15 protein-coding genes are annotated in these 26,727 nt (G+C 38.9%); 2 read left to right on the forward strand and 13 right to left on the reverse strand.

Annotated elements, in window-relative coordinates; all coding sequences use genetic code 11:
* The first annotated feature begins 4 nt into the window (after positions 1-4).
* Together DBR40_RS17365 and DBR40_RS17370 are read left to right on the forward strand one after the other, a co-directional pair.
* On the forward strand, positions 5-904 hold the full coding sequence (locus DBR40_RS17365; RefSeq protein ID WP_124561009.1) for an LD-carboxypeptidase: 900 nt from the start codon (positions 5-7) through the stop codon (positions 902-904).
* A gap of 1 nt (position 905) precedes the next feature.
* Positions 906-1,313, forward strand: coding sequence for a DoxX family protein (locus tag DBR40_RS17370; protein WP_124561010.1), 408 nt, complete (start codon positions 906-908; stop codon positions 1,311-1,313).
* 80 nt (positions 1,314-1,393) lie between these two features.
* Here DBR40_RS17370 and DBR40_RS17375 read toward each other — a convergent pair whose 3' ends face one another.
* The 13 genes from DBR40_RS17375 to DBR40_RS17435 form a co-directional block, all read right to left on the reverse strand.
* On the reverse strand, positions 1,394-2,884 hold the full coding sequence (locus DBR40_RS17375; protein WP_124561011.1) for a RagB/SusD family nutrient uptake outer membrane protein: 1,491 nt from the start codon (positions 2,882-2,884) through the stop codon (positions 1,394-1,396).
* Positions 2,885-2,901: 17 nt separating this feature from the next.
* Positions 2,902-6,069 (reverse strand): SusC/RagA family TonB-linked outer membrane protein, encoded by a 3,168-nt coding sequence (locus DBR40_RS17380; protein ID WP_124561012.1) that lies wholly within the window; start codon positions 6,067-6,069, stop codon positions 2,902-2,904.
* 680 nt (positions 6,070-6,749) lie between these two features.
* Positions 6,750-8,270: a RagB/SusD family nutrient uptake outer membrane protein gene (locus tag DBR40_RS17385; RefSeq protein ID WP_124561013.1), complete on the reverse strand. Its 1,521-nt coding sequence runs from the start codon at positions 8,268-8,270 to the stop codon at positions 6,750-6,752.
* A 26-nt stretch (positions 8,271-8,296) separates the two neighbouring features.
* The gene (locus tag DBR40_RS17390) at positions 8,297-11,470 is read right to left on the reverse strand and encodes a SusC/RagA family TonB-linked outer membrane protein (RefSeq protein WP_124561014.1); all 3,174 of its coding nucleotides are present in this window, start codon (positions 11,468-11,470) and stop codon (positions 8,297-8,299) included.
* Between the two features lie 312 nt (positions 11,471-11,782).
* Positions 11,783-11,995 carry a helix-turn-helix domain-containing protein gene (locus tag DBR40_RS27285; protein WP_124561037.1) on the reverse strand — a complete coding sequence of 71 codons (213 nt, stop codon included), beginning with the start codon at positions 11,993-11,995 and terminating at the stop codon, positions 11,783-11,785.
* Between the two features lie 148 nt (positions 11,996-12,143).
* A complete protein-coding gene (locus DBR40_RS17400) occupies positions 12,144-13,109 on the reverse strand; it encodes a DUF1735 domain-containing protein (RefSeq protein ID WP_124561015.1) in 966 nt (321 codons plus the stop codon).
* Between the two features lie 31 nt (positions 13,110-13,140).
* Complete coding sequence (locus DBR40_RS17405) at positions 13,141-14,742, reverse strand: SusD/RagB family nutrient-binding outer membrane lipoprotein (RefSeq protein WP_124561016.1); 1,602 nt, start codon at positions 14,740-14,742, stop codon at positions 13,141-13,143.
* Positions 14,743-14,752: 10 nt separating this feature from the next.
* Positions 14,753-17,878, reverse strand: a complete 3,126-nt coding sequence (locus DBR40_RS17410; RefSeq protein WP_124561017.1) for a SusC/RagA family TonB-linked outer membrane protein — start codon at positions 17,876-17,878, stop codon at positions 14,753-14,755.
* 344 nt (positions 17,879-18,222) lie between these two features.
* Positions 18,223-18,705, reverse strand: coding sequence for a lipid-binding protein (locus DBR40_RS17415; protein WP_124561018.1), 483 nt, complete (start codon positions 18,703-18,705; stop codon positions 18,223-18,225).
* An 11-nt stretch (positions 18,706-18,716) separates the two neighbouring features.
* Positions 18,717-19,370: an immunoglobulin-like domain-containing protein gene (locus DBR40_RS17420; protein ID WP_124561019.1), complete on the reverse strand. Its 654-nt coding sequence runs from the start codon at positions 19,368-19,370 to the stop codon at positions 18,717-18,719.
* Between the two features lie 17 nt (positions 19,371-19,387).
* Positions 19,388-20,857, reverse strand: coding sequence for a SusD/RagB family nutrient-binding outer membrane lipoprotein (locus DBR40_RS17425; protein ID WP_124561020.1), 1,470 nt, complete (start codon positions 20,855-20,857; stop codon positions 19,388-19,390).
* Between the two features lie 11 nt (positions 20,858-20,868).
* Positions 20,869-24,039, reverse strand: coding sequence for a SusC/RagA family TonB-linked outer membrane protein (locus DBR40_RS17430; RefSeq protein ID WP_124561021.1), 3,171 nt, complete (start codon positions 24,037-24,039; stop codon positions 20,869-20,871).
* Positions 24,040-24,223: 184 nt separating this feature from the next.
* Positions 24,224-26,719, reverse strand: a complete 2,496-nt coding sequence (locus DBR40_RS17435) for a M14 family metallopeptidase (protein ID WP_124561022.1) — start codon at positions 26,717-26,719, stop codon at positions 24,224-24,226.
* Positions 26,720-26,727: the final 8 nt, after the last annotated feature.

A 26,727-nucleotide genomic window follows, 5' to 3' on the forward strand; every position in this document is an offset into this window, starting at 1 on the left:
GAAGATGATTAAGCAGCCCCCGTATTTAAAAAAAGGAGATAAGATTGCCTTGGTTTGTCCGGCAAAGAAATTACCCAAACCAATTGACCATGCCATAGCGCTTTTAGAAAGCTGGGGACTGGAAGTTATTTTGGGCGACAGCGTATATGCCAGCCATCACCAGTTTGCCGGTACCGACAAATTAAGGGCTAAAGATATTCAGCGTTTTTTAGACGATCCATCCATCAAAGCCATTATTGCAGGCCGTGGTGGTTATGGTACCATCCGGATTATCGATGAACTTGATTTTAGCACTTTTGATCAGCACCCGAAATGGGTTGTTGGTTTTAGCGATATTACGGTACTGCTTTCGCACCTGATTGCCCAAAGCAATACGCAATGTATCCATGCTCAAATGCCTTATACTTTTGATGATTCGACAGAAGCGGCATTACTTGCTTTGCAGAATTCTTTATTTGGCGGGAAACAACAATATACCTATCAAAGCACCTTTAAAAACAGGGCAGGAGTAGCTGATGGTATTTTAATTGGCGGTAATTTAACCTTACTGGCCATGATGCAGGGTTCGGTTTCAGAAATGGATTATGATGGCAAAATCCTTTTCCTTGAAGATATAGGGGAACACGAATACAGCATCGACCGGATGTTGCGCATGCTGAAAAGGGCAGGTAAACTGAAAAACCTGAAAGGTTTGATTGTAGGGGCCTTTAACGAAATCGCAGAGGAAAAGATCTCGTTCGGACAAACAGCCGATGAGGTAATATGGGATATTGTAAAGGAATACGATTACCCGGTTTGCTTTAATTTCCCAACTGGGCACATTAATAATAACCTCAGTATGGTTTTAGGAGCAGAGGTAGAACTAAAAGCAGAAACAAACAACGTTCAATTTACATATTTATAAGATGGCTATTTTAGATAATTTAGGAAAGTACAGAAACACGGGAATTTTACTTTTACGCCTTGGTATCGGGGTGATGTTTATTATACACGGTTTTCCGAAACTGGCCGGCGGACCAGATGGTTGGACAGGCTTAGGCGGCAGCATGAAGGTTATCGGGATTAATTTCTTACCTATATTCTGGGGCTTTATGGCAGCAGCTACCGAAACCTTTGGTGGTTTTCTGCTGATAGTAGGGTTGTTTTATCGCCCGGCCTGTATTTTACTGGTATTTACGATGATTATAGCCGCTCTGGTTCATTTTGGTAAAGGCGACGGTTTGGGAGGCGCCAGCCACGCCATAGAAATGGGCATTGTATTTTTCAGTCTTATTTTTATTGGTCCGGGCAAGTATAGTGTGGATAAGAAATAGTTGGGTTATAGTCCAGCATGCATTATAAAAAAGGGTTCGGAGATTAATTTTTCCGAACCCTTTTTTATAAGGATATTAGCTTAAAATGTGTTTACCAATGGGTTGGTGTTTAACTCGCCTATAGGAATGGGGAAAGTATAACGCTGATCGGCAAGGGGAATTGAGGTACCAGCTCCAAATGATGGAAGTGGTGCAGCTTTCCTCGCTAAATCATTATACCTGAAACCTTCAGCCAAAAGCTCAATTCTTCTTTCTTTTAAAATTGCTGCTTCCAATGCCGCTGGCGTCACTAATACACCATATACAAAACCGGCATCAGAACGTGTACGAACGGCTTGCAATAAAGCTTTCGAACGTATCAGGTTACCTCCTGGGGCTAATGCTTCTGCTTCGGCAACGTTTAACAATACTTCGGCATAGCGGATAATTGGAACAAAATCAGTAAATGGCGATACCGCACCATATTTAATTGGGTAAGAATGCAATACACCAGAAATGGTTGCATCTTGTGTTAAAAGCGATTTTCTGGCATCAGAGGTTGGCCATGCCACATCGGCATAAATACCAGCTCCGGTTTTGTTTAATGAATACTCCAGATTTCCGTTTCCAGCCCAGCTATAGTAATAACCAAGTTGATTTTGTGTACCAGGGGCATTGGTATCGGCCATCGGGAACGAGAATATCGATTCGGAAGTAGTAAACGGTGCCTGAAAAACACTAACAACACTTGGCTGCAAGGCATGGGCCGTTCTGGCCGAATTGGTAAAAGGCGCAATTTGCGGAACCAGTTTATTACCTTCTTCTAATACCTTAGCATAGTTACCCATGGCTAAATACACGCGGGTTTTTAGGGCAATAGCACTATTTTTGTGTGCACGCGTAGTGCGCAATAATGGAGTGCTGTACGTATCAGGTAAGCCTGTCTCAGCTTCATCAAGATCCTTAATGATTTGCGCGTAAATTGCTGCAACAGTACTGCTTTTAAGTGCATTATTGGCCAATGATGTTTCTGGTGTTAAACGAAGCGGCAAACCTCTTGAAGTGCCATTATCAGCGATATAAGGTTTTGCAAAAATTTGTATCAGCGCGAAATAGTTTAACGCCCTAACAAATTTAGCCTCGCCGGCATAGTTCGCATTTATTGCCGGAGTTAAAACCGTACTATTTTTAGCCAGCCCATCCAGAAAAAGGTTTGCCCTGTTAATGGTTAAATAGGCCTGCGAAAAGAAACTCGCCACATAGGTATTGGTTGAGTTATTGGTACCCTGATAAACATCATAACCTGTAACGCCATTACCGGTCCTGTTTACAAATTCCTCTGCCCTGATATCGTTGTAGATCAGATAACGGCCACCAAACAAAGAACCAGATTTAGATGATACATATAAGCCGTTTACCTGTCCTAAAATCCGGGTAGGGTTAGCAAATGCTTCCTGATCGGGAAGGGTAAGTTCGGGAGTCTTTTCTAAAAATTCTTTCTTGCAGGAAGCTATACTTCCAACTAAGGGAATTGCAAGTATAGCTGCTGTAGCCAACTTCAATTTATATGTTTTGATATGAAATAATTTCATGGATATGATTATTAATATTATAAACCTAAACTAATACCAAATGTAAACGACCTGCCCTGAGGGATAGAGTTACGCTCTACACCACTTGCCAAGTTGCTGTTACCATTGGTTGATATTTCCGGATCCACACCAGTATAGTTGGTAATCAGGAATGCATTATTTACAGATGCGTAAACGCGCACACTGTTTATACCTGATTTACCAAAAACACTTTTTGGAATGCGGTAACCCAAAGTTGCTGCCTGTAAACGTAAGAAATCGCCCTTCTCTACGTTCGCATCAATAGCAAATGAAGATCCGTTTGAAACGTTATCGCCATAAACTACCCTTGGAATATTGGTTTGCTGGCCTGGGGTTGTCCAGGCGTTTAAAACTTCTGTTGAGTTGTTCCAAACACGTTGATCTAACAAACCGGCTCGAGAACCGTTGTAGATGTAGTTTCCACCAGAGAAAGTAAACATGAAGTTTAAATCGAAATTACCATAGTTTAAAGTGTTATTGAAACCGCCATACCATTTAGGTAAAGTTCCGCCAATTACCTGAGCATCGCCAGCCGGAGATGGTGCAGCCGTTCCATCCAGGTAAGTCCAGGCATTAGCTCCACCAAAATGTTGGTATTGAACTTCACGTCCGGCAGCATTAATGTAAATTCTGCGTCCGTTTGCCGGATTTACACCATTTGTTTTAACGGCATAAATACTACCGATTGATTCGCCAACCCTTGTAACACTTGCAGATTCTAAACCTCCCGTTGTACCAATAATTTGCGATACATTAGGATCTAAAGCAGTTACTTCGTTTTTAATTGTGGTAAAATTTAAATTGGCTGTCCACGAAAACTTTTCTGTCTTAACAGGTGTACCACCTAATGCAAACTCAAAGCCTTTATTGTACATCGAGCCAACATTGGCAAGAATAGTTCCGGCCGGATCGTTCGGAATACCTTTCGATAAAGCCTGAGGTACGTTCAACAATAAGTTATTGATGTCTTTCTTGAAATAATCGGCCTCAAAAGTTAATCGGTTATTGAACAAGGCAAGGTTTAACCCAAAATCAAGCTGGTTACTGGTTTCCCATTTCAGCTCTTTGTTACCCGCCTGACCAAAAATCCATGCAAAAGGCGTTACACCGTAAAGTCCGGGACTGTAAGTAGTATATTCGCTGTATGCAGGTACATTTGCATTACCTACGCGACCGTAACTTGCCCTGATTCTTAACGAATTTACAGTTTTACCTAGTGCCGAGTTTTTAAAGAAATCTTCTTCTGAGATGGTCCATCCTACAGATCCGCCACCAAAGTTACCCCATTTATTATCAGAAGATAATGCTGAGTTTCCGTCTCTTCTGAAGTTACCACTGATATAATATTTTCCTTTGTAGTTATAACTTGCACTTGCCAGGTAAGCCTGAAATGCAATTTCGTTGATACTGTTACCGCCAGGTACGTTTGTGGTAAATGTACCCTGAAACTGATCGAAGAAAGTAGGATCACCCAATCCCTGACGGATAGCACCCCAGTTTTCTGTCCTGGTATTTTGAACGTCGCTACCGATAGTCAGGTTTAAATTGTGTACACCGTCAAATGATTTTTGGTATTGTAAAGTGTTAATCCAGTTCCAGTTATTTCTACGGGCAGTATTGTTATAGGCATAACCATTAAACGAATATCCATCCCCCTGAAGTGGATTCCAGAACTGAATATTTTCGGTATTGGCTCTTTCCCACGAGAAATTAGACCTGAAGTTTAAACCATCAATAATTTTAAAATCTGCTCCTAAATTAGTTAAGAACCTGTTATTTTCCGAGCTGTTAACATCTTTGTCAATCAGCACTGTTGGGTGTGCCCAGGTACTGGTAATCAGGTTGGCCGCATTACCTACGTTATTGGCCGAGATGTTATAACCACCTGCAGCATTATAAACCGGTACGTTTGGAGCAATGGCAATAGCAATACGCCCCAAACCTGATGAGTTAAAGGCGGCGCCAGGAGCTGAGCCGCTATTAGGCGCCCTGTTTATACTGTTGTTGTAGTTAACGTTCATGCTTAAGCTTAACCAATCGGTAGCTTTATGCGTAGCGTTTATACGGGCAGAATATCTTTTGAAAGTATTATTTTTAAGAAAACCATCCTGATCAGAAAGCCCTCCTGATAAATAATAAGTTGTTTTTGCTGTACCACCGCTTAAAGTTACGTTATGGTTTTGCGATTGTGCCGTTCTGTAAACCTCATCGTACCATTTGGTATCAACTAACGATCCATCAGCATTATAACTTGGAAAGAAACTTTTGTTATTCGCATCTCTTTGCGATGCCGGTACTGCGTTAGGATTTAGTACCAGGGCATTTGCAATGGCTGTATTCTTGCTATCCATGTATTGTTGCGCATTTAATAGATCAGGCAGGCGTACAGCGTTATTCACGCCATACCATCCATCATAAGTAATTTTAGCATCACCGCTTTTTCCTTTCTTGGTGGTAATTACCAATACACCCGCTGCAGCTCTCGAACCATAAAGTGCCGTAGAAGCCGCATCTTTTAAGATATCGATCGTTTCAATATCTGCCGGATTGATATCGCCAAGTGGGTTGTTGGTAGCAGAGTTTGCAGATGCATCGCTGGTTGGAAAAGGAATACCATCTACCACAACTAATGGGAATGAGCTTAATGAGATCGAACTCACACCCCTTACCCGAATAACCGGTGGGTTATTTAGCAAACCATTGGGTTGAATAATACTTACCCCTGCAGCTTGTCCGGTTAAACCCTGAACAAAACTTTGAACAGGTTTATCCTTCAAATCTTCGCCCTTCACGCTTGCAGCAGAACCAGTAAAGTCTCTCTTTTTAGTTACCCCGTAACCGGTAACCACCACATCGGATAATGTTTTAGAATCGCTTACTAAAGCAACATTAATTGTGCTTCCTGCACCAACGGCTTTAGATTGGCTTAAGTAGCCGATAAATGAAAACTCAAGTGCTGTAGCTTTGCCCGAAACACGAATGCTATACTTGCCATCGGCGCCGGTTATCGTTCCACCTGCTGCACCCTTAATTTTAACACTTACGCCTGGTAGGGGAAACCCATCTTCCTGACCCGTAACTGTCCCTGTGATTGTTCGATCTTGCGCTATTGCAGTACCTGCAATAAATAGCAATATGAACAAACTTTGTAGAAGTTTTTTCATAAGAAATTTTAGTTTAGTTAATGATAGTTTTAAAAATTTTTAGTTTTTGTTATCTGTTTTTTGAGTGAAAAATGTTTCTTAAACGACTATTAACTATTATTACAAGCATATAATTTATAAGCTATAAAAATTAATATAATACATACTTAAAATGTCTGTTTTACATTTAATAGTCGAATTATTAATTGTTAATAAAAAGAGTACGGATCTTCTCTGGCCGCAATTGGGCTAATAGTTGTTCTATATTGCGTTATTGCTCCGGTTGCAACAAACAACAAAACGAACAACTCCGGTTGGAGTCTTTTCATGAATTAGTTTAGTTTCAGGTTAATAAGCTGTCAATATAAAACTAAGTATTGTGTAATGCAAATTTTACACGCAAAAAAATGTTACCTAAAATTTCACAAAAACCATAGCTGCGGGATAAAAACTATAGTAAAATATGCCATAATGAGCACCAAACAAAGAAAAAGACCAGAAAACTACGGAATTAAAGAAATTAATTCAAACAAATAAGATACAAATACATTAAAATAGGATTAGAGACAGATTCGACACAAAAAATGATGAGCCGACAGCCAGCTTCATATAATAGATAGTGTTGTAGAGAACAACCACCTCCATAAAAACAAAAAAGGGGCCATAAAAATGGCCCCTTGAATAAAATATTATTATAAATCTTAAGGATTCTGTGCGCTTGGTGGAATTGCAGGATTTGCATTCAACTCATCACGTGGGATTAAGAATAAAAATTTAACGTCGCCTGCTGGTATAGTTAAAAGATTTGCTACTGATGTACCAACATAGTTGGGAACATTGGTTATAGTTCTATCTAAAGGTAAGTTTAGACGTTTTAAATCTAAATATCTAAAACCTTCACCCCAAAGTTCTACTCTACGATTTACCATGATCTCATCAACAAGTGCAGTCCCCGTTTTGGTGCTTTGAACTGCAGCTAGATCTCTTTTCGAAACCAAAGCGAATAAAGCTGCTTGTGCCAATCCATCCTGACTACTTCTTGCATAAGCTTCGGCAAGAATCAAATGCATCTCGGCACTTCTCATCCATGGCGTATCACCTAAAGAAGGATCACCAACTGTTTTAACCGAGAACTTTCTACTCATATAAGGTCTTCTGGTAAATGCAGTAGTAGGCAATGGAAAATTGGCTGCCGTTGGAGCTGGTTCCCACATTTTCTTTCTCACATCAGTTGCAGAAATTAAATTATATAAGTTCGAGTTAATCATTTTTGGTGTACCGCGCATATAAGTGGAGTTTGCATTGTATGCAATTTGCGCGTAGAATGATCCAAATGTATCTCCTTGCTCAGTGGTAGGCATTGCACACCACATAAATTCAGATAACCCGTTATTGTTAAAACCACTTTGGTAATCGGCCTGACTCATTAATGGGTATTTACCACCATCAATCACATCCTTCGCATATTTGATCGCATTTGGATAATCTTGCATAGTTAGGGCAACTCTTGCTCTCAAGCCCTTGGCTACCCAAACATCAGCATGCGTTTTGTTTGCTTTGGTAGTCGAGTTTAATGCAATTGCTTTATCCAAATCAGCAATTATCTGATTATAAACATCTTCAACAGTTGCACGTGGCTTAATAATATCGGCAGTAGTTAACACTAAAGGCACGCCCAATTGAACATTCGGCTTTGCTGCAGCATTGTACCTTGTTCCGTAAAATTGAACCAAATACGAGTAGGCATAAGCTCTTATGGTTAAAGCTTCTGCCTTCAATCTACTCTTCTCTGAATCTAATCCTGTTACAGTTGGTAAATCGATATTATCCAACACATAATTAGCATTATTAATCATCCGGTAAAACGTGCGGTAATAGTACAAGTTACTTGCATGGGTATCAGTACGTGGCGCTACATAGTTACCCTCACCTGTTGAGGTAAACCATGTGGCTGCTGCCTGATGCAAATCTTCTCCCATAAAATCAATGCCTAATAAAATACCACCAACACCGGGCTTGCCTTGTGCATTTGAGGTAGTAGTAGTAGTTCTTGTATTCATGTAGGCATAAACACCATTGATTACAGCACTTGCGTTTGTTGTTGAGGTGAATACCTCTTCCAAAGCAATCTGATCGGTTGGTTTGGTTTCAAGGTATTCTTTTTTACAGCCTGGAGCTATTAAAGCTACCACTAAGCTGGTTAATATTAAAAGCTTTTTCATATCTCTTTCTACACTAATTTTAAAGATTATAACGTTAAGTTAATACCCACACTAAAGTTTCTACTTTGTGGATAAGTATTAGCATTTGTACCGTCAAAAGATTCAGAAGGATTTAGTCCTTTTCTTTTTGAATGCAGGTATAAATTTTCGCCAGTTGCAAAAATACGCGCACTTGGCACTTTAATTTTGTTTAACCAGGCTTTAGGCAGACTGTAAGATAGATTAACGTTACGTAAACTCCAGTAAGAAGCATCAATTAACCATCTGTTAGATGTAGCATTAGTATTTGCTGTAGCGCCAAAATCAGCTCTTGGTGTATTTGAGGTATTGTTTGCTGGAGTCCAGGAATTTAATATATCCTGATGTAATGCACCACCATAAGAGCCAGTACTCATTAAGCCCTGATAAATTGAATCATAAGCCTTGCCGCCAATTTGGTAATTTATCATGAACGAGAATGACAAGTCTTTATAAGTGAATGTATTTACAAAAGAGCCCATCAAGTCTGGAATTGCTGTACCTGAATAATCAAATTTCGCAAACGACTGATTGGTTACATATTGAACACCGTTTACCGTACGCATGTTTGCAGCAAGTGTACCATCAGCAGGGAGATATAGCGCTGAACCATCTGAAGGATCTACTCCAGCGTATTGTCTTAACCAGTAATCGTAAATACCATGGCCTACTTCTCTTCTTTTGGTTCCACTAATAATGAATGGCGTCTCATCCGGAAGTTTTGTGATTTTATTTTTCAAAATACTCCAGTTGGTAATTAAACCCCAGGTAAAATCCTGTTCACGAATAATGTCGCTACCTAATTGAAGCTCAACACCTCTGTTATACATTGCACCTATATTACGGTAAACACTGGTAACAGCTGCCGATAAAGGCTGAGGAACACTGAAAATTAAATCATCTACCTGTTTGTTGTAGTACTCTAATTCACCATATAATCTTCTGCCAAAGAATGAGAATGAAATTCCTGTATTTAGCGTGTTTTGTTTTTCCCAGGTTAGATTAGGTGTAGCAATAGAAGCCAATAAAACACCACCTTCAGTATTACTGTTCGAACCTAAGTCAAAAAAGGCTCTATCACCATAATACCTGTTATTTCCACTACCGTCAAGTAAAGCATTATTACCCACCTGACCGTAAGACACTTTTAACCTTAAATCGTCTAACCAGCTTACATCCTTTAGGAAGTTTTCTTTCTTAATCGCCCAGGTAGCACCAGCTGAGAAAAATGTTCCCCACCTTTGTTCAGCAGAAAATCTTGAGGAACCATCACGTCTTAACGACCCGTCAATAAAGTATTTATCGTCGTAATTGTAACTAACTTTAGATAGATATGACTCAATACGGTCGTTATCTTCTCTACCAGAAGAACTAGTCGCCGTAACAAAGTTTGCAAACTCAGTGTTACCACGAGCAACCATATTTGACCTGTCAGCCTGAAATATTCTATATTTAAAATAGTAATTTTCGTGACCTGCTAATACTGAGATCGTATGTTTATCAATTGTTTTATTATAACTTAAGATTTGATTGAAAGTGTATGACTTGGTTACAGCATTACTTTGGGATTTTGTTCCGTTTGCACCTGCACCATCACCAACAATTGGATTTTGAAATTGATCAATATTGTTGTTTCTCAAATCCATGCTAATTGTTGGAGTGAAAGTAAAATCTTTTAAGAATTTCACCTCAACATAACTTCTCGCACTTAATTGACTTCTTTTGTAAGAATTATCATTAAGCATCGTTTCGTACACAACGTTGCGGCCGGGAGAAGCTCCAGAAGGGCGGTTTATAGCACCAGGGAAGGTACCATAATCATACCATTGTTCGCCTGTAAGTGAGTTCTGTATTGGATCCCCAGCTGCATTGAAAGCATGTATAGGGTAGATTGGGCCAATTCCTCTTGCAAATGAAAATGGATTGACGAAACTTGCGCCGTTACCTGTAGAAGCATCACTCGCTGTATTGGCATCAGACATTGCGCCTGACAAATTCAAGCCTGTTTTTAACCATGATCTAAGCTTGGTATTTACATTTACACGTGCATTAAAACGCTCAAAATCAGACTTTAAAATAAAACCACTATCTTTTAAATAGCCTAAAGATACGAAGTAATCTGTTTTTTCACTTCTACCAGATGTGCTAATATTCGCATCGGTTCTTTTTCCAGTACGCTCTAACGGTTTATACCAATCAAAATCATTATACAACAAAGACGCATTAGGATTAAGCATACCATCAGTGCCTACAATCTGACCCCCTGGAACATTGAACGGATTATAAATCAAGTTCGTATAAACATCCGCAGAAGCTTTTGTTGAAGCTGCTGCGTCAGTTAACACTGGGGAAGCAGAAAACATCAGGTTATTTTTAATCGCTTGCCAAACTGCTGGATAATACTGAAAAGCATCTAAGCGGTCATATTCAGGAATTCCACGGGTAGACCATCCTTGACTGAAATTAACATTGATTGCTGGTTCTGCCGATTTACCTCTTTTAGTGGTAACGATAATTACTCCATTAGCTCCTCTTGAACCATAAAGCGCTGAAGAAGACGCATCCTTTAATACCGAAATACTCTCAACATCATTCTGATTGATATCTCCAATACTCCCATCATATACTGCACCATCTAAAACAATAAGCGGACTGTTTGAAGATGAATAAGAACCAAAACCCCGAATACGAATAGCAGAACTATTACCTGGCTGGCCATTAGAAGCCAAAACAGATATACCCGGAGCCGATCCTTGTAAGGATGCTGTAATATTGGTTACGGTTCTCTTTTCAAGGTCTTTTGAACTAATACTTGAAACGGAACCCGTAATCGATTCTTTTTTCTGAGTACCATACGCAACCACAACAACATCAGTTAGGGTCTTAGCGTCAGGAGCTAATCCAACATTTAACGTGTTAGAAGAAGTAAGATTAATTGTTTTAGTTGTGAATCCAATATATGAAAATTGGATGGATGTAACAGCAGTAGTTACCTTAATGGTAAACCTACCATCTCCGCCTGTTACGGCAACGGCCTGTGATCCCAGGGCTTTAACACTTACACCAGGAAGTGGAATATTATCTTCCGTTGATGTTACTGTTCCATTAATTGTTCGCTCTTGTGCCATTGCACTAAATGCAACTAGCATCAATACGAACAAACTTTGTAAAAGTTTTTTCATAAAAAAAAGGTTAGTTAATAATTCGCAATATAGAATTTATTATTTTGTAATACAAATCTTACAATAAAGCGGCAATATATCATGACATCCAGGTGATAGACCAAAAAATTAAAGCATAAAAAGCAATGGCTCTCAACCATTGCGCTCACTTTATAAAAAATACGCTTATGTTAATAAACCCAAATAATTTTTTGTTTTATTCCTGGCTTCTGGGCAAAATCTATTCAGGCTTTCACAGAAAATACAGAAGCATAATTTGTACCATTATAACTTGACGGTATCCAAGCTATATCGAATCCCTTCTCTGCAATATCAATCATCATATCGAATATAATAGCTTTTTAGCTGCCTTGGTTTTCTGGGCATATGAAAAAGGGATTTGTGCTCCCAATCAAAGTTAGCATATTTTTGCAACCAATTACGAACAGTACTTTCGCCCTGTATACCGTATTTAATTCTAGCTTGCGATAAACTCAATTCGCCATTTTCAACTTCGCTAACGACTTGAAGTTTAAAGCGTAAGATGTAATCTTTCTGACTACGTCTTGAATAATTTGTTTTTTGTCCATGAGGATACTTCTTTTTTGTATCGCTATACTAAGACTAGACAGACTAAACACAAAAAAGGGGTATCTAAAAAGACACCCCTTTTTTTAAATCTAATATATGCAGATTATCTGGCAGCTTTGTAAGTCCATTTTTCGTAGAAGAATGTTCTATCTACTCCATTCTGAACCATGATATAGCTTACTTGCAGTACTTTCGTATCTCCATTAACAGTAAACTTATTAACACCAGCCGGATTTAATCTTGCCGATCTACCACTTGAATTAGTTCCCTGTCCAAAATAATTGGTTACACTAACTACATTACCCGCATCATCCATGTTAAAAATTGGACTAAAGTTTCCATAACTAGATGTTGAGGTTCCATTTTTTATTGGATGGGCATAATTATTAGCTGCATAACGACCATCATATTCTGTTACCGAACTTGCACCAGTAGTACGCAATTCTTGTTCGATTGGATAGTATCCTACCAATGCTGCCGATGTAGCATCAACCATCGGAGAAGTTTGATCAAGGGTATAAATACCATCATACTTATTTTTAGCTCCCAATGCCACCACTATGGTTCCAAAATTACCGCTAATAACGCCAGTTGAAGCAGAGCTTATTTTAAAGCCCAATGCATAAGCAGCATTCAAATCGAATTGATCTGGCTTAACATTGATTGTGAAGCTTGCTGTTCTCTGTCCTTTCGGGATAACCAAATTTAACGATGTTAATGAATAAAGGGTGGTTGGCAATGGGGTATACGCTTTCGTATTATCACTATTATATTTTGTAATTGCATCTGGTGCTAAATCAACCTTAACAGCTATGTCTTCAGGAGCTACGTCAACACCTGAATAGGCTACTTCTACAACAGCACTTCCTGTAGGTTTAATATCAAAATTCTTAATATACAAAGGATATGTACTTGAAGTACCCGAAGCAATATGATCTGGGTTTAAAAATTCAATAATATTCTTCGTTGCTCCAGGAGCATCTGGCCCTATTATAGAATCATCTTTTAAACAAGAGCTGAATCCAGCTACTATTAGTCCTAAGACGAATAAATTTATAATTTTTTTCATGACTTAATTTTATGAATGTTTGAAATAACAATTATTTAGCCCAAAATATCTTACTTGAATATTTATTTATTGCTGGCACATTCGCTGCATTATACTTGAATTCATTCGCAGGATATTGAATTCTTGTTGGTAATTTATCGGCTGCTGTTGATTCGGAAACGATAGAAACGAAGGTATCGTTTTTAGCAGTTCCGGCTAAAATTTTCGGATAACCAGTTCTTCTATATTCATTCCATGCTTCATTTCCGAATACCATATTGAAAGCCACGTATTTTTGCGTAATAATTGCTTCTAATTTTTGGTCATCAGTTAAAGCCAAATCAAAATTAGCTAAAGCGCTGCCTGCATTATTAAGAAGATATTTAGCAGGATCTCCTTGACTTGCAACAGGCACTGTAATATCCGTTCCAAGATTGTACGTTGAAGGAACAGTACCTGTATTATCCTTATATAGATATTTAAATGAAGATGCTATTCCGTTAATAAAGTTATTTTTAGCCGTTCCTGCCACCAAACCTTTAACATTTGCTTCAGCCTGTAAAAAATAACTATCTGCTGCCAACATAATAGGCTGCCCAGCATCTGGTCCTTTTAAAATACCAACTTTAGCTGCAGAAGTTGCTGAAGGACTTGCTGTTGCGCTAACAAACCAAGAACTTGGTGCTTGCCCTCTACCCGCGTCTGAATTCTGATACCCTAACTGATTTGTTGGGGTTGCAGTACCAGAAATGTAAACAGCCTTTGCTCTTGCAGCATCCTGAAGCTTAATACCATTATAAAATGTCATAATATAAGCACTTGGGGCATACTGACTAGCAGCTCCAACCGCAGTTCCTGAAGCACTATAGGCCCAGGCGTTCCACATAGGGTTTTGTTTATTATCAGTTTTAGCATAAACCGGCTGAACAATAGCGTCTTCAGTTAAGAATCCAACCGAACTATCGAAAGTAGTGTTGGTGAAGGTTACTTTTCCCTGTCCTCTAAGAACCAATCTTAATTTAAGTGTCTGAGCAAAAGCGGCCCATCTTCCTAAATTACCATTAAACAATGGATCGGCCTTTATAAATAGGTTAGAGCCTAGCCCGGTTCCTGTTGCTTTAAATGTAGCAATTGATTGATCCAGTAAGTCTACTAAATTTTTATAAATGTCTGTAGCTTTATCGTACTTAGGCTGGAGCTTCGTGTCTCCTTGCAAAGCCTCTGTATAAGGTATATCATTATATGTATCTACTAGTAATGCGTAATTATAAGCTTTAAGCGCTTTAGCTGCAGCATTAAATTCTTTGAAGGTTGCATTTCCTTCAGAATTGCTAATCACGTACTGAACATCAGTTAAAACATCGTAAGTAGTTGCCCAAAGGCCGGCGAAATCGCCTGTATTCCAATTGTAAGAAATAATACCTCCCCAGCCACTTACTCCGCCTCCATTTGTGAAATATCCTACCTGCTGAGCACCCATGCTGTTATAAGCAGACATACTGTTAGCTGTTGCAACGATAGCGTTTGGCAAAACCAAATCTACAGAAGCTACGGTAACTGAATTGGGATTGGTGTTGATATCCAAATCTTTTTTACAAGAATAGATAGAAACCAACATTGAAAATCCGAATATATATTTAAAAATTCTTTTCATGTCTTTATTATTATAGGGTTAATGTTAATGTAGCTCCATAATACCTTGATGGTGGAGTTTGATTTAAATTGGTTAAACCAATCGCATTACCACTGCTTGATCCATTACCATCACTATATTCTGGATCTGTATACACGTTAGTTTTAGGCAGGAAGATAAATAAATTTCTACCTTGAACACTAATCCTAGCGCCTTTAACTACTTTAGATTTTGCTAAGAAAGCTGCTGGTACATCATATGATAAAGCTAACTCTCTAATTTTCCAGAAAGCACCAGAAGTTACGTAGTTTTCGTTGATACCTGTTCTTGGTCCTGCAATAGTCCAATAACCTGGTCCACCATCACGAACAGTAATATTGGTGTTGGCAACATAGGTGTTGGTTGTTGGATCTAAATAAGACGAGTTAGGTATTACAAAACGATCACGGTTGTAAGCGGCAGAATTAATACCAGCACCACTGAAATCGAATGTACTACCAGCAGCGTTATAAATAACGTTACCACCACGATATTCACCAGATCCATATAAGTTAAATCCTTTATAGTGAACATTCACGTTAACGCCTAAAATATGTTTAGCATTTGCCTGTCCCAGAATACTAATACCTGTTGTTGCAGAAGGGTAACCAGTAATTCTATCTACAATGATTCTTCCCTGACTATCGCGTACGTGGGTTGTACCTTGAATAACTGGAAATTGTTGCCCAGCTATTGCATAAGAACCAACTGTACCGCCGTAAGCCCCAAGAGTTAACTGACTTAAATCAGCACTGATATAATCAACAGTGTTGTCATAGTAAGCGTAATTTGTACCTAAAGTAATTTCCCAGTCTTCAGTTTTAAAAGGCACAACATTTAAGCTTGTTTCCCAGCCTTTACTTGTTGTTTGTCCTGCATTTACTAAATAACTTGTGTAGCCAGTTGTGCTAGATACCCCAGTTGGAACTGTTTGATCTTTTGTTTTGGTATTATAATAAGTAGCGGTTAAGTTAACGCGGCTTTTGAAGAAACTAGCTTCAACACCATACTCGAAACCAGATGTTATCTCAGGCTTTAGATCCTTAGAAATCAACGTGTTTCCAACAGACAAACCACCCTGGCCATTATATGGATAACCAGCACCTTGGCCGAATGTTGGAACTAAGCTGTAAGCGCCGATATTCACTTGACCAACTTTTGACCAACCACCTCTTAATTTGATGAAATCAATTTCTTTGATATCTTTAATTGCTTCGATTGCATCAGAAGCGACGAAAGATAACGTTGCGCTAGGGTAGAAGAACGAACGGTTTTCAGGAGCTAACACTGAAACCCAATCATTACGACCAGTTAAACTTAAGAACAAGTAATCTTTAAAACCAATATCTAATTTTCCGGTTAAACCATAAGAGCGGGTTAACGAATTACCCTCTGAGGCTGTCGGATTATTAGTACTGTTACCAAGATTGAATACACCAGCAGTTACTAAACCGTTTACAGAAGCAGTAGCAGATTTAGATTGATTTTGAATTAATTGACCCAAGACAGTTAAATCGAACTTGAAGTCTTCAACTTTTTTCTGTGCATGCCCAATGAAATCAGTTACAATATTAGTAGTGTAATTTAGATTATCAGAAACACCACCTAAGATATCTTGCTGCTTGTATTCGCTAGAACCCGAGATAGATTTAGTATAATCGCTGTATTTGAAAATATCTGAATAATTTTTAGATGATTGATTTTGCGTAGTTAAACCTACACGACCAGTAAAATCTAACCATTCTAATGGTTTATATTTCAATTCGGCATTACCCAAGAAATAATCATTTCTTACCTGCTGTCTGTAGTTATCAGCAAGAAAGTAAGGGTTATTGTAATAAGCGTTATAGTAACCATTAGGGTTAGCATAAGGATTATTTCTCCAATCTTTATAATCAGTAATCAATGCCTGAGAAGGCGCATTTAGCAAAACATTATAAATACTACCTGTTTGTGTTGTTAAATCCTGTCTATTTTGGATATAATTAGCAGAATAGTTGAAGGTGATTTTGTCAGAAACCACTCTTGTTCCACCAATTTTCACCGTAGCTCTATTATACTTATCGCCAGGAGTTGTTCCTGAAGCTCTCATATACTGGGCAGAAGCATATAAACTTCCTTTGTCATTACCAGATGATACAGAAAAATCAGTAAAATTGGTTACACCATTATCCCAGAAATCATCTTTACTGTTTGTGTAAGAATAAGGAACCATTTGAATTGAACCATCTGCTAATGGACGGCCAATTGGTCTTACAACTCCATCAAAACGCGGACCATATTGTTGATTTTCGTAGGGAAGATAAATCTGCAAATCGTTATCAGATCCAGATCCAAATTCTTTTTGCAACTTAGGAAAAAATGCAACTTGCTCTAATGTTGTAGTGTTACCAATTTTGATATCAAAAGAACCATCCTTTTTTCCTTTTTTAGTAGTAATGATTAATGCACCATTTGATGCGGCAGAACCGTATAGAGCTGCTGCACTACTACCATTTAAAACTGTAAGATTTTCAACATCGTCAGGATTAATGTTGCTTAAAATTGTGTTTGGCACAATTACATTATCAACAACAATCAAGGCCTGGTTGTTTCCTGTTAATGAACGCATACCCCTCAATACAACGCGATAATTGGGATTAACCCCACTACCAACACCTTGAATATTCAATCCGGCAACCTTACCAACAAGGCCCGAAACAAGGTTAGTTGGTTTAGCCTGCGTGATTGAAGCATTGCTCAATGTTGTTTGTGCAGCACCAAGTTCTTTTTTACGAGCTGTTAAACCAGCTCCGGTTACCACAACCTCACTTAGTGATTTAGAATCTGCTTCCAAAACCACATTAACCGTAGATGATCCGCCGATTGTTCTGTTTTGAGGCGCATAACCGATAAAAGAGAATGTTAACACTGTAGATCCAGATGGAACACGAACGGCATATTTACCGCTGGCATCTGTAACGGCGCCACTTTGGGTGCCTTGTACCTTAACACTTACACCAGGGATTGGCAATTTGTCATCCGCAGAAGTAACTGTACCAGTTACGGTTCTTTCCTGTGCAAACGCAGAGAATGCGCACAGCACAAGAATGAACAAACTTTGTAGAAGTTTTTTCATAATTTGAAAATAGGTTAGTTAATGATTATTTAAGTGCTAAAATAGAGTTAGTTATGATTAACACCAAATTTATTTTAACAATTTTTAACACTTATACACAATAATTGTCATAAAGTGCTCTAGGGTTGTCAAAACGCACTTAATAATCAGACAACTAGTCTGTTAGTTTGAAAAATTCGCATGATTAGATAGACACATTTCATCCTTATTGTTAATTAATCTCTTAACATTCAGCCCATTTTTTAGTCTATTTAACATGCAGTTTATATTAGCTTTTTATGATTAAACAAAACAGCCTCCTGAAAATAAATCCAGGAGGCTGCATCTTTTAATTTTCAATAAGCTTAGTGATCGTCGCCTACAAATTTGGTTCTGTGGTATCCTTTAAGGTGATAAACCGTTCCGGCATCGTCAGAAAATTCAACATCTAATGTAATGGCATCGGTTGGCGCTTTTGATGATGGGCCTACAGCACCACCTGGTGTTATTTTACCGTTTGTTACAGTAAAGGTTATCCCTCCTGGATAGTTGCCTGCGTTAGCAATTTTTGCACCGCTAAGGGTTTTGTTATCCACATTTACATTTACTTTTCCAAAAACGGTATTATTTGCATTTCCCCAGAAATTCGTTAGGTTTAACCACATCTGGCTCGATGAATTATCGGCTGTATTATAGGTAGAAATACCATAATAATCTCCGGCGCCGTCAATCTGCACCCACCACTCGCCAGACAGGTCCTGTACAGCTGTACCACCTACCGGCTCCTCTTTTTTACAAGCAGAAATGCTTAGTACAAAAAGTATTAGTATATAAAAATATTTTTTCATCGTTCTATTATTTATTGTTTAACAAAGGTTCTAACGGCAGTACCATAGCCAGGGTTTTCAACCGCCCATGAATAAGTGCCCGAGCTTAAGTCTTTACTCTCGGTATTAGAGCCCCATGGCCCGCTATCCGTATTCTGCTGTGGAATATCAATTACACTCCCTGTAGGATTGATGGCAATTACATTAACTGTTGTACCTGTTGCAGCCCCCCCCGGATTATTAACCAAATAAGCGCCTGGAGCCAGCTTTGTCCATTTTGAAATTGCTCCGGTAGCTGCCCTTAAGTAGTTACCGGAAAAATCGTTGGCTAAGGCATCAGCCTTGGTATCGTACACAACAACTGATCTTGTTGTTGTTGCGGCAAAACCATCTGTATTTGTGGCTGAATAGGTGATCAAATAAACACCTGCGGTAGCTGTATTTGGTAGCCCTGTTACCTTGACCTCTATGGTGCTTGTACCTGCAGCCGCTGTAGCACCAGCATCAGTATATGCTGCCCCTTTTGCTACCGCTACATATTTATCCCCTTTCATCGTGATTATTGGATACACCGTTACTTTGGAAATACCGACATAACCTTCCGGATAATCAAACGACTCTTTTTTGCAAGAGCTATAAGTCATGCCTATAACCCCCAATATGATTATTGTTAAATATCTTTTCATCTTTTATCAATTAAATACTATTTACCCCACCAAACCTTAGTTGTAATTGGCACTTCTGCAGGCGTATTGCTGTTTCTATCTCTTGATGACGCAGGAAATACTAAACGTTTAGGGAACAAACCTGAAGTTACCCCGTTTTTCGAATACACCCACTGGCCGGGAATATAGTTATCGTCAGTAGAATACACCGCACTTATTTTAGGATAACCGGTACGTTCCTGCTCAAAGAAACCTTCTAAACTATGCGAGCCAGCGAAAGAGGACCATTTCTGCACAATAATTTTCTCAAGCTTTTGGTCAAAGGTACCCGTATACACCAGGTAAGGTACCGGAACTGCACTTACAGCAAGTCCAACCTGCGTAAAAGCAGATTTAACGCCATTTTGGTACATTGCAGCAGCACCTGTCCCTCCATAATAACGTTCAAGCGCTTCTGCCTGCATAAAGTATGATTCTGCAGCTGATATAAACCATACCGGATCTTTAGCAGTTTGGGCAAAAACAGTTGCTCCTGCGTAAGTAGGTTGTTCAACTGCTGTTGCTGTATAATCCCCTTGATTCATCGGTACAGGAGTAAGTGTTCCATAATAATATTTCGCTCTTGGATCATTATTAACAGCTAACCAACTGGTAAATGTTTTACTTGCCCTTAGGTTAGTAGTGGTATTTAAACGGCGAACATTATACTCGTAAAAAGGATTACTGTTATTTGGTGCATCTTCAAATGTGGCAATGCCTGCACTTGTAGTTAAAAAATTTGCCCCATCAGTATATAACTTCATAATTCCAGCCTGTGCTTCTGCCGGCTTGGCATTTACCATTCTTAAATACATTTTTAACTTTAGTGTATTGGCAAACTTGGTCCAAAGATCCATGTCTCCGCCAAAAAGAAAATCAGTTTTTTTCTGATCCTTGTTTAAATCAATACTTGTATAATCTTTAGCAAGGGCTGCATTTATTTCGGCAAGCAGGCCAACATAAATGGTATAACCATCGTCAAATTTGGGCTGTAAATTATCAAGCCCTTTTAATGCTTCCGTATAGGGAACTTTATCATATAAATCAACCAATACCTGGTAGGTATAAGCTTTCATTACAGTGGCCATTAAATTATAACGCCAATCGCTTCTAGCTACCGCAAGGTTTATAGCCAGTTGATAATCTGCCAGCGCGCCAGAAAACAGCTCGTTGTAACTGCCATTAAAATCGTTACGGGTCAGGGCATAAGCATCAATCGTTTTGTATTGATTTGAAGCGTTAGCCTGAGTATAGTATTGGGCCCAAATACCGCCAATAATCGTTAGTTCACCGCCAACACGTCCGGCTGTAGAAGCGACAGCAGACGGGAATAATACTTCTGGGGTGGTCGTCTCAATTAAGGGATTGTTTGGACTTACGTTGATATCTAATGTTTTCTTACATCCAAAAGCAAGAAACACCGTTGCTGATAAAATCAGCATTTTATATTTTATTTGATTATTTTTCATTGTGAGATAGATTAAAATGAAACTTTTAACGATGCGCCGAAGAACCTAACCGGGGGTGCGGTTCTAAACTCGCCAAATTCACTTCCTAAATCATTTCCAAAGTTAGAAACCTCAGGATCGATAGTATTGTTGTTTTTCGCTAACCAGGTAACCAGGTTTCTTCCAAAAACAGAAACACTTGCCCGTTGTGCACCTATTTTGCCAACAATAGATTTTGGCAGGTTATAACTTAAAGTCGCTTCTCTTAATTTTAAGAAAGATCTATCTAAAATACGATTAGTATATGCATCTGCCTTATTTGATGTGTGATAATAAAAATCATCAGTATTGGCTTCTGTTATTGGCGTGGTATTTTCTACATAAGTACCGTTGGCCAGTTTTTGAACTGAATTAGGTACAATGAACGGACGGCGGTCATTATAAGTTGTTTTGGCATCAGCACCTACAAAGTTTAACAAATCGGCTGTTCCTGAATAAAACACACCACCTTTATGCCAGTCTAGTGTAAATGACAGTGAAAAATCTTTATAACGGAACTGATTGCTCAATCCCATTACAAAATCCGGAACAGTAGAGCCAAAGCTTACATTTTCAGAAGAATATACTGGGTATCCATTCGCATCAACAATAACCTGTCCGCTTGGGCTATAGGTGCGGGTAGGCGCTTCGATAATACCTAATGGCTGACCAACGCGGGCCACAAACTGTGCGTCATAAGCCGAATTTAAAACCACTTTATCTAATCCAATTGGCAATTCGGTTACTTTACTGTTTTCTTTGGTGAAGGTATAATTTAAATTCCAGTCAATATCTGTAGTTTTAATAGGTTTGATGTTTACAGCCAATTCAATTCCTTTATTGCGAACAGAACCGAAGTTAACAATGTACGATGAGTAACCAGTAGATGGATCGATTGGCAAAGGAATAATCTGATCTTTTCTCAACTTATTGTAATAAGTTGCATCAATACCAATTCGGTCTTGTAAAAATCTGATTTCAGCACCTAGTTCTACCTCTTTAACTCGCTCTGGTTTAAAGTTATTGCTATTTAACTGGTTAGAGATTGAATAACCTGCAACACCGAATATAGGAAAGGTTAATGTTCCAAAGCCTAGCGGCGATGATGTACTCGTTGCTGTGTTAAACACGCGATAAGGGTCTGTATCACTACCCGTTTCCCCATAACTCGCCCTGAACTTTAAAAAGCTAATTGGCGTTTTAGATAAATCCATTGCTTGTGAGGCGATGAAAGCCAAACTCGAAGCAGGGTAGAAATAGTTGTTATTATTTTGTGGAAGTGTTGATGACCAATCGTTTCTACCAGTTAAAGTTAAATACAAATATTTGTTATAACCTAAAGTTGCTGAAGCATAGGCACCAAATAAACGACGGTGAGATTCTGCACTTGTTGAGGTAGGCTTATTGGCTGAGTTATTGATCTGATAAAAACCTGGGATCGCCAGATCTTCAATACCTGTGGTTAAAATTCTAGAACCACGATCGTTATAGTTAACACCTATTAAACCATCTAAATCAAAATGGCTATTTAGTTCTTTATTAAAAAGTGCATTTAATTTCGAGTCGTACTCAAAAGTTTTTACAGAGCCGTCTATTACATCACCAACATCAGCAGCCCTTGAAGATCCTTCAATATTTCCACCAGCATTGTAACTGCCTACGCTTGGCGCATTTTTATTGTGCCAGATTTTACTAATGGCATTATCAATGTCGGCACCTTGCTGAAACTGAAAGCTTAACCAGCCAGTAGCTTTATAGTTTAAATTAATATTTCCGTACACACGATCACTCTTATACCTACTTCCATTTTCATAAATAGAATAATATGGGTTTTCGGCATATGGCGTGAAATAATTGTCTACGTTAAAGAACTTGTTTTTGTAATCCTGAAGATCTTTAATTGGAATATCTCCCGGAATCTGAAGAATATCTTCGTAAAATGACGAACCGATACCTGAATTAGCACCACCCTGATTGATAAACTTAGTCGTTTTACCCACATAGTTTAAAGATGCATCGGCAGAAAACTTTCCGTACTTGGTAGACCCTTTTAAGGTAAAGTTATTTCTTTTATACGAATCGTTATCAGATGGCAGATAACCATTGCTGTAAATATTACCATAAGAAAAATAAGCAGTACTGTTGTCATTTCCTCCGCTTAGGGCAATATTATTATTTAGCTCGATACCAGTTGTTAGAGCATCTCTCACATTGTTTTTGATAAATGAAAAAGGCTTTAACAATTGAGAGTTATCTACAATTGCGCCCCACGATCTTAATTGACCATCGTATTTTGGACCCCAGTTACCATTTTCTGAAGGAATGTAAGTACCATCCCAACCTTGGCCAAACTGATCCTGAAGCTTGTATACTGAAGCGACGTTGGTTAATGTGGTGGCTGTAGAAAGGTCTACTTTTAATTTACCGGCTGCACCTTTTTTAGTGGTAACGATTAAAACACCATTCGAACCACGCGAGCCATATAAGGCTGTTGCTGCCGATCCTTTTAAAATACTGATGCTTTCAATGTTATTCGGATCGATGTCGTTGGCGTTGTTACCAAAGTCATAGTTGTTATCCGAACCTGCAGTTGAATTATCCAAAGGCACACCATCAACAACATATAAAGGCTGATTGCTTCCTGTTATTGAGGAATATCCCCTTAAAATAACTTTGGTTGATCCACCCGGCGCACCAGAAGTATTGGAAATGTTTACCCCTGCTACTTTTCCTTGCAAACCACCAAATAAACTTGCCGGTGCAGAAGCGTTAACCTCTGCCGACTTTAAAGTGCTTTGAGAATAACCTAATGTTTTTGTAGCCTTGTTAACACCCAACGCCGTTACAACAACCTCGCCTAAAGCCTTAGAATCGGTAGTTAAAACGACATTAATTACGTTTGAGCTTCCGATTGGCCTGTTTTGTGAGGCAAATCCAATTGAAGAGAACTCAAGTACTTTAGCTGATGAAGACACTTTGATGGAGAATTTTCCATTCGAATCGGTAGAGGTACCACCAGCGGCACCCTGGATTTTTACGCTTACTCCAGGAATTGGCAGTTTGTCGTCTGCAGACGTAACTGTTCCTGTGATTGTTCGATCCTGTGCCATTGCGTTTACCGCAAAAAGCATGAGAATGAACAAACTCTGTAGAAGTTTTTTCATAGTAGAAATAGGTTAGTTAATGTGTAAAATAATACACTAAATTAGAGTTAGTTAGCTCCGTAAGCAAATTATTTTTAACATTTTTTAACTAATCCTGTCCTAAATACACCCCAAGGCCGATTTTACAAGCGTAACTTTTTCGTTAACTAAAAAATTAGGGGTCAGTTTTGATTTAAAGGATATGTTAATAGCTACAGAAAATAACGTTACCAAAAAGTGTTTTTCCACCTTCCCAAAAGTTTCTGAAAAGGGGGTCGTTAGCTAGGTAAACCACCTGCCCGCGACCGAAATCCTGCACGCCGATAAGCAGCCCGCTTTTGAGCTCTTCTTTTGCTTTTTTCCCAACAACTCCTGCCATTAAGCTTTTTTCGTTAACCAGTCCCACATTCCACCCCTTTACAAAGGGCTCGTAGATTTTTCGATCGGTTTTTAGGCTGTAGTAGCTTCTTCCAAGCCCATATGAGAAAGGATGACTCGCATCGAGATTAATCTTATAAACCGCACCTGGTATAGTTGTTTCAAAATCATCCCGGTCTTTATCTTTAAAAAGAAGTTTGTTGGCTTCCTGCTTTTCGTCTTTCTTAACTCCCACTTCCTTCTTTTTAATGTCAAAGCCCTTTTTATCCAAAAAACTTTCAATGGCATCTTCCATCAAAATCAATTTACCACCTTTATCTAACCAGGCTGTTAAACCATCTCCTATAAAGGAGTCGTAACTGCCATCGGGCAAGATGAGTGTATTTACCTTATTAATATCCAGACTGTTAATATCTTTAGCATTAATAATACTGGGTGAGAGGTTTAAATCGTGCTCAATATAAAACCAAACTTCTCCAAAAGCCAATGAAGAGACTTCCATGCCCGATACAATTGCAATTTTAGGTTGTTTTAACAAAGGATAAACATTTGAGCCAAAATCTTTGCCTTTTTCCACAAAGCCACTGCTAACAGCCAAAATCGGTTTGTCTAAAGTTTTGGCAACTAAAGTAACTTTATCTTTCAGGCCTTTGGTTATTCTTTCATTTTCGGCCCTGAGCACAATTAAGGTCCCGGCCGGATAATCTTTTCCATTTACCGAAAAAGGCTGATCTGCCTGTCTTACTTTAATATTTGCCTTTTGCAAAGCGATTAACACCTGTGCATCTTCGCTGGTGCCCCAGCTAAACAACCAGGCCAAAGGCTTATCCAATTCATTACTTGCTATTTTAGTTTCTTCGGGTGCAGAGAACTTACCTTTTATACTTTCCTTGCTTGCGTAAGCTTTTAACCCGAACACATAGGGTAGCGCCCAGGCTGTAATATCGTAGGTATTCGAATCGGTTACAAAAGTATGCGGCTCTAAAAGCACATTGGCCAGCACCGCGCGCGATTGCTGAACATTAACAACTAGATCGTTACGCCCTAGGGTAAAATTTTCTTCCTTTTGGGTGTCGTAATCGAAAGCCCGGCCTTGTTTATCTCCTCCAAAAGCAAATTCGATCTTATTTTTAGTCAGTAGCTCGGCAAGTTTATTTAAACGCGACAGATTGCCTGCCTTAATGATATAGCTTTTATAAATACCTGGTGCATTAACCAATCCTTGCTGAAAGTATTGCTTATACTCCTCTAAAAGTTTGTTGTGGTTTAATGCTGTAACTTCAACTGTCGACATCCCCGTTGTAAAATGGTGGGCAATGCGGTCTTTTAAGGTTAGCGTATCGCCATCGTTGGTTACCACCGATAAACCCGCCCTGATACCTCCTTGCTCATAAGTCATTCCAATCGATCCATTATATAGCGGATAAGTATCGCCATAAGAAGGGTAAAGCAAATCGAAACGTTCTTTGGTGAAATATTGCCAGCCTTCTGCATCGAAATACTTGGCATTATTTTTCCCTACCACTACCTGAAAACTTTTTTGCCATGGCGTAATATCCTGGTGCACAGGCTCTGCGGCCGGTGCAAAATAATAAGGCTCATTGTAGCTTTGCTCATGAAAATCGACATGAACCTGTGGCATCCACTGGTTGTATAAGGCTAATCTTTGCTGACTCTCTATTTGAGTTTGCCAGGCCCAATCGCGGTTTAAATCAAAATAGTAATGATTTGGTCTACCCCCCGGCCAAGGTTCAATATGCTCACGCGAGGCTGGATCAGAATTGGGTGTTTTTCCGACCACACTGTTAAAATAATTTACGTAACGGTCACGACCATCCGGATTTAAACAGGGATCAATCACCACCACAGTATTTTTCAGCCATTCGGTAGCAGGTTTGTTGGTGCCCGATACCAGTGTATACAGCATCTTCATTGATGTTTCGGTAGAGCTCGCCTCGTTACCATGTACATTATAACTCAACCAAAGTATAGCTGGTTGGCTGGATAAATCAACATTATTATTGGTTCCGGCTGTCAGTTTTAAGTTATTATTTCTGATTTGTTCCAACCGGTTTATATTTTCAGGTGTTGAAACAATGGCGACAAGCAGGGGCCTGCCTTCATTTGTTTTGCCGTATTCGATTAGTTTAGTATTTTTCGGAGAAGCTGCAACAGTTTGCCTGAAATAGTCGGCTACCTTATGGTGTGGGGTAAAATGCGAACCTAGTTCGTAACCTAGAAAATCATCTGGAGTTTTAAGCTGGGCCCGTACTAATAAAACAGAACTCAGCGAGATCAGGAAGAACGTTAACAGTCTTTTCATGCGAAAAT

The organism is Pedobacter sp. KBW01 (genome assembly GCF_003852395.1).
Taxonomy (GTDB): domain Bacteria; phylum Bacteroidota; class Bacteroidia; order Sphingobacteriales; family Sphingobacteriaceae; genus Pedobacter.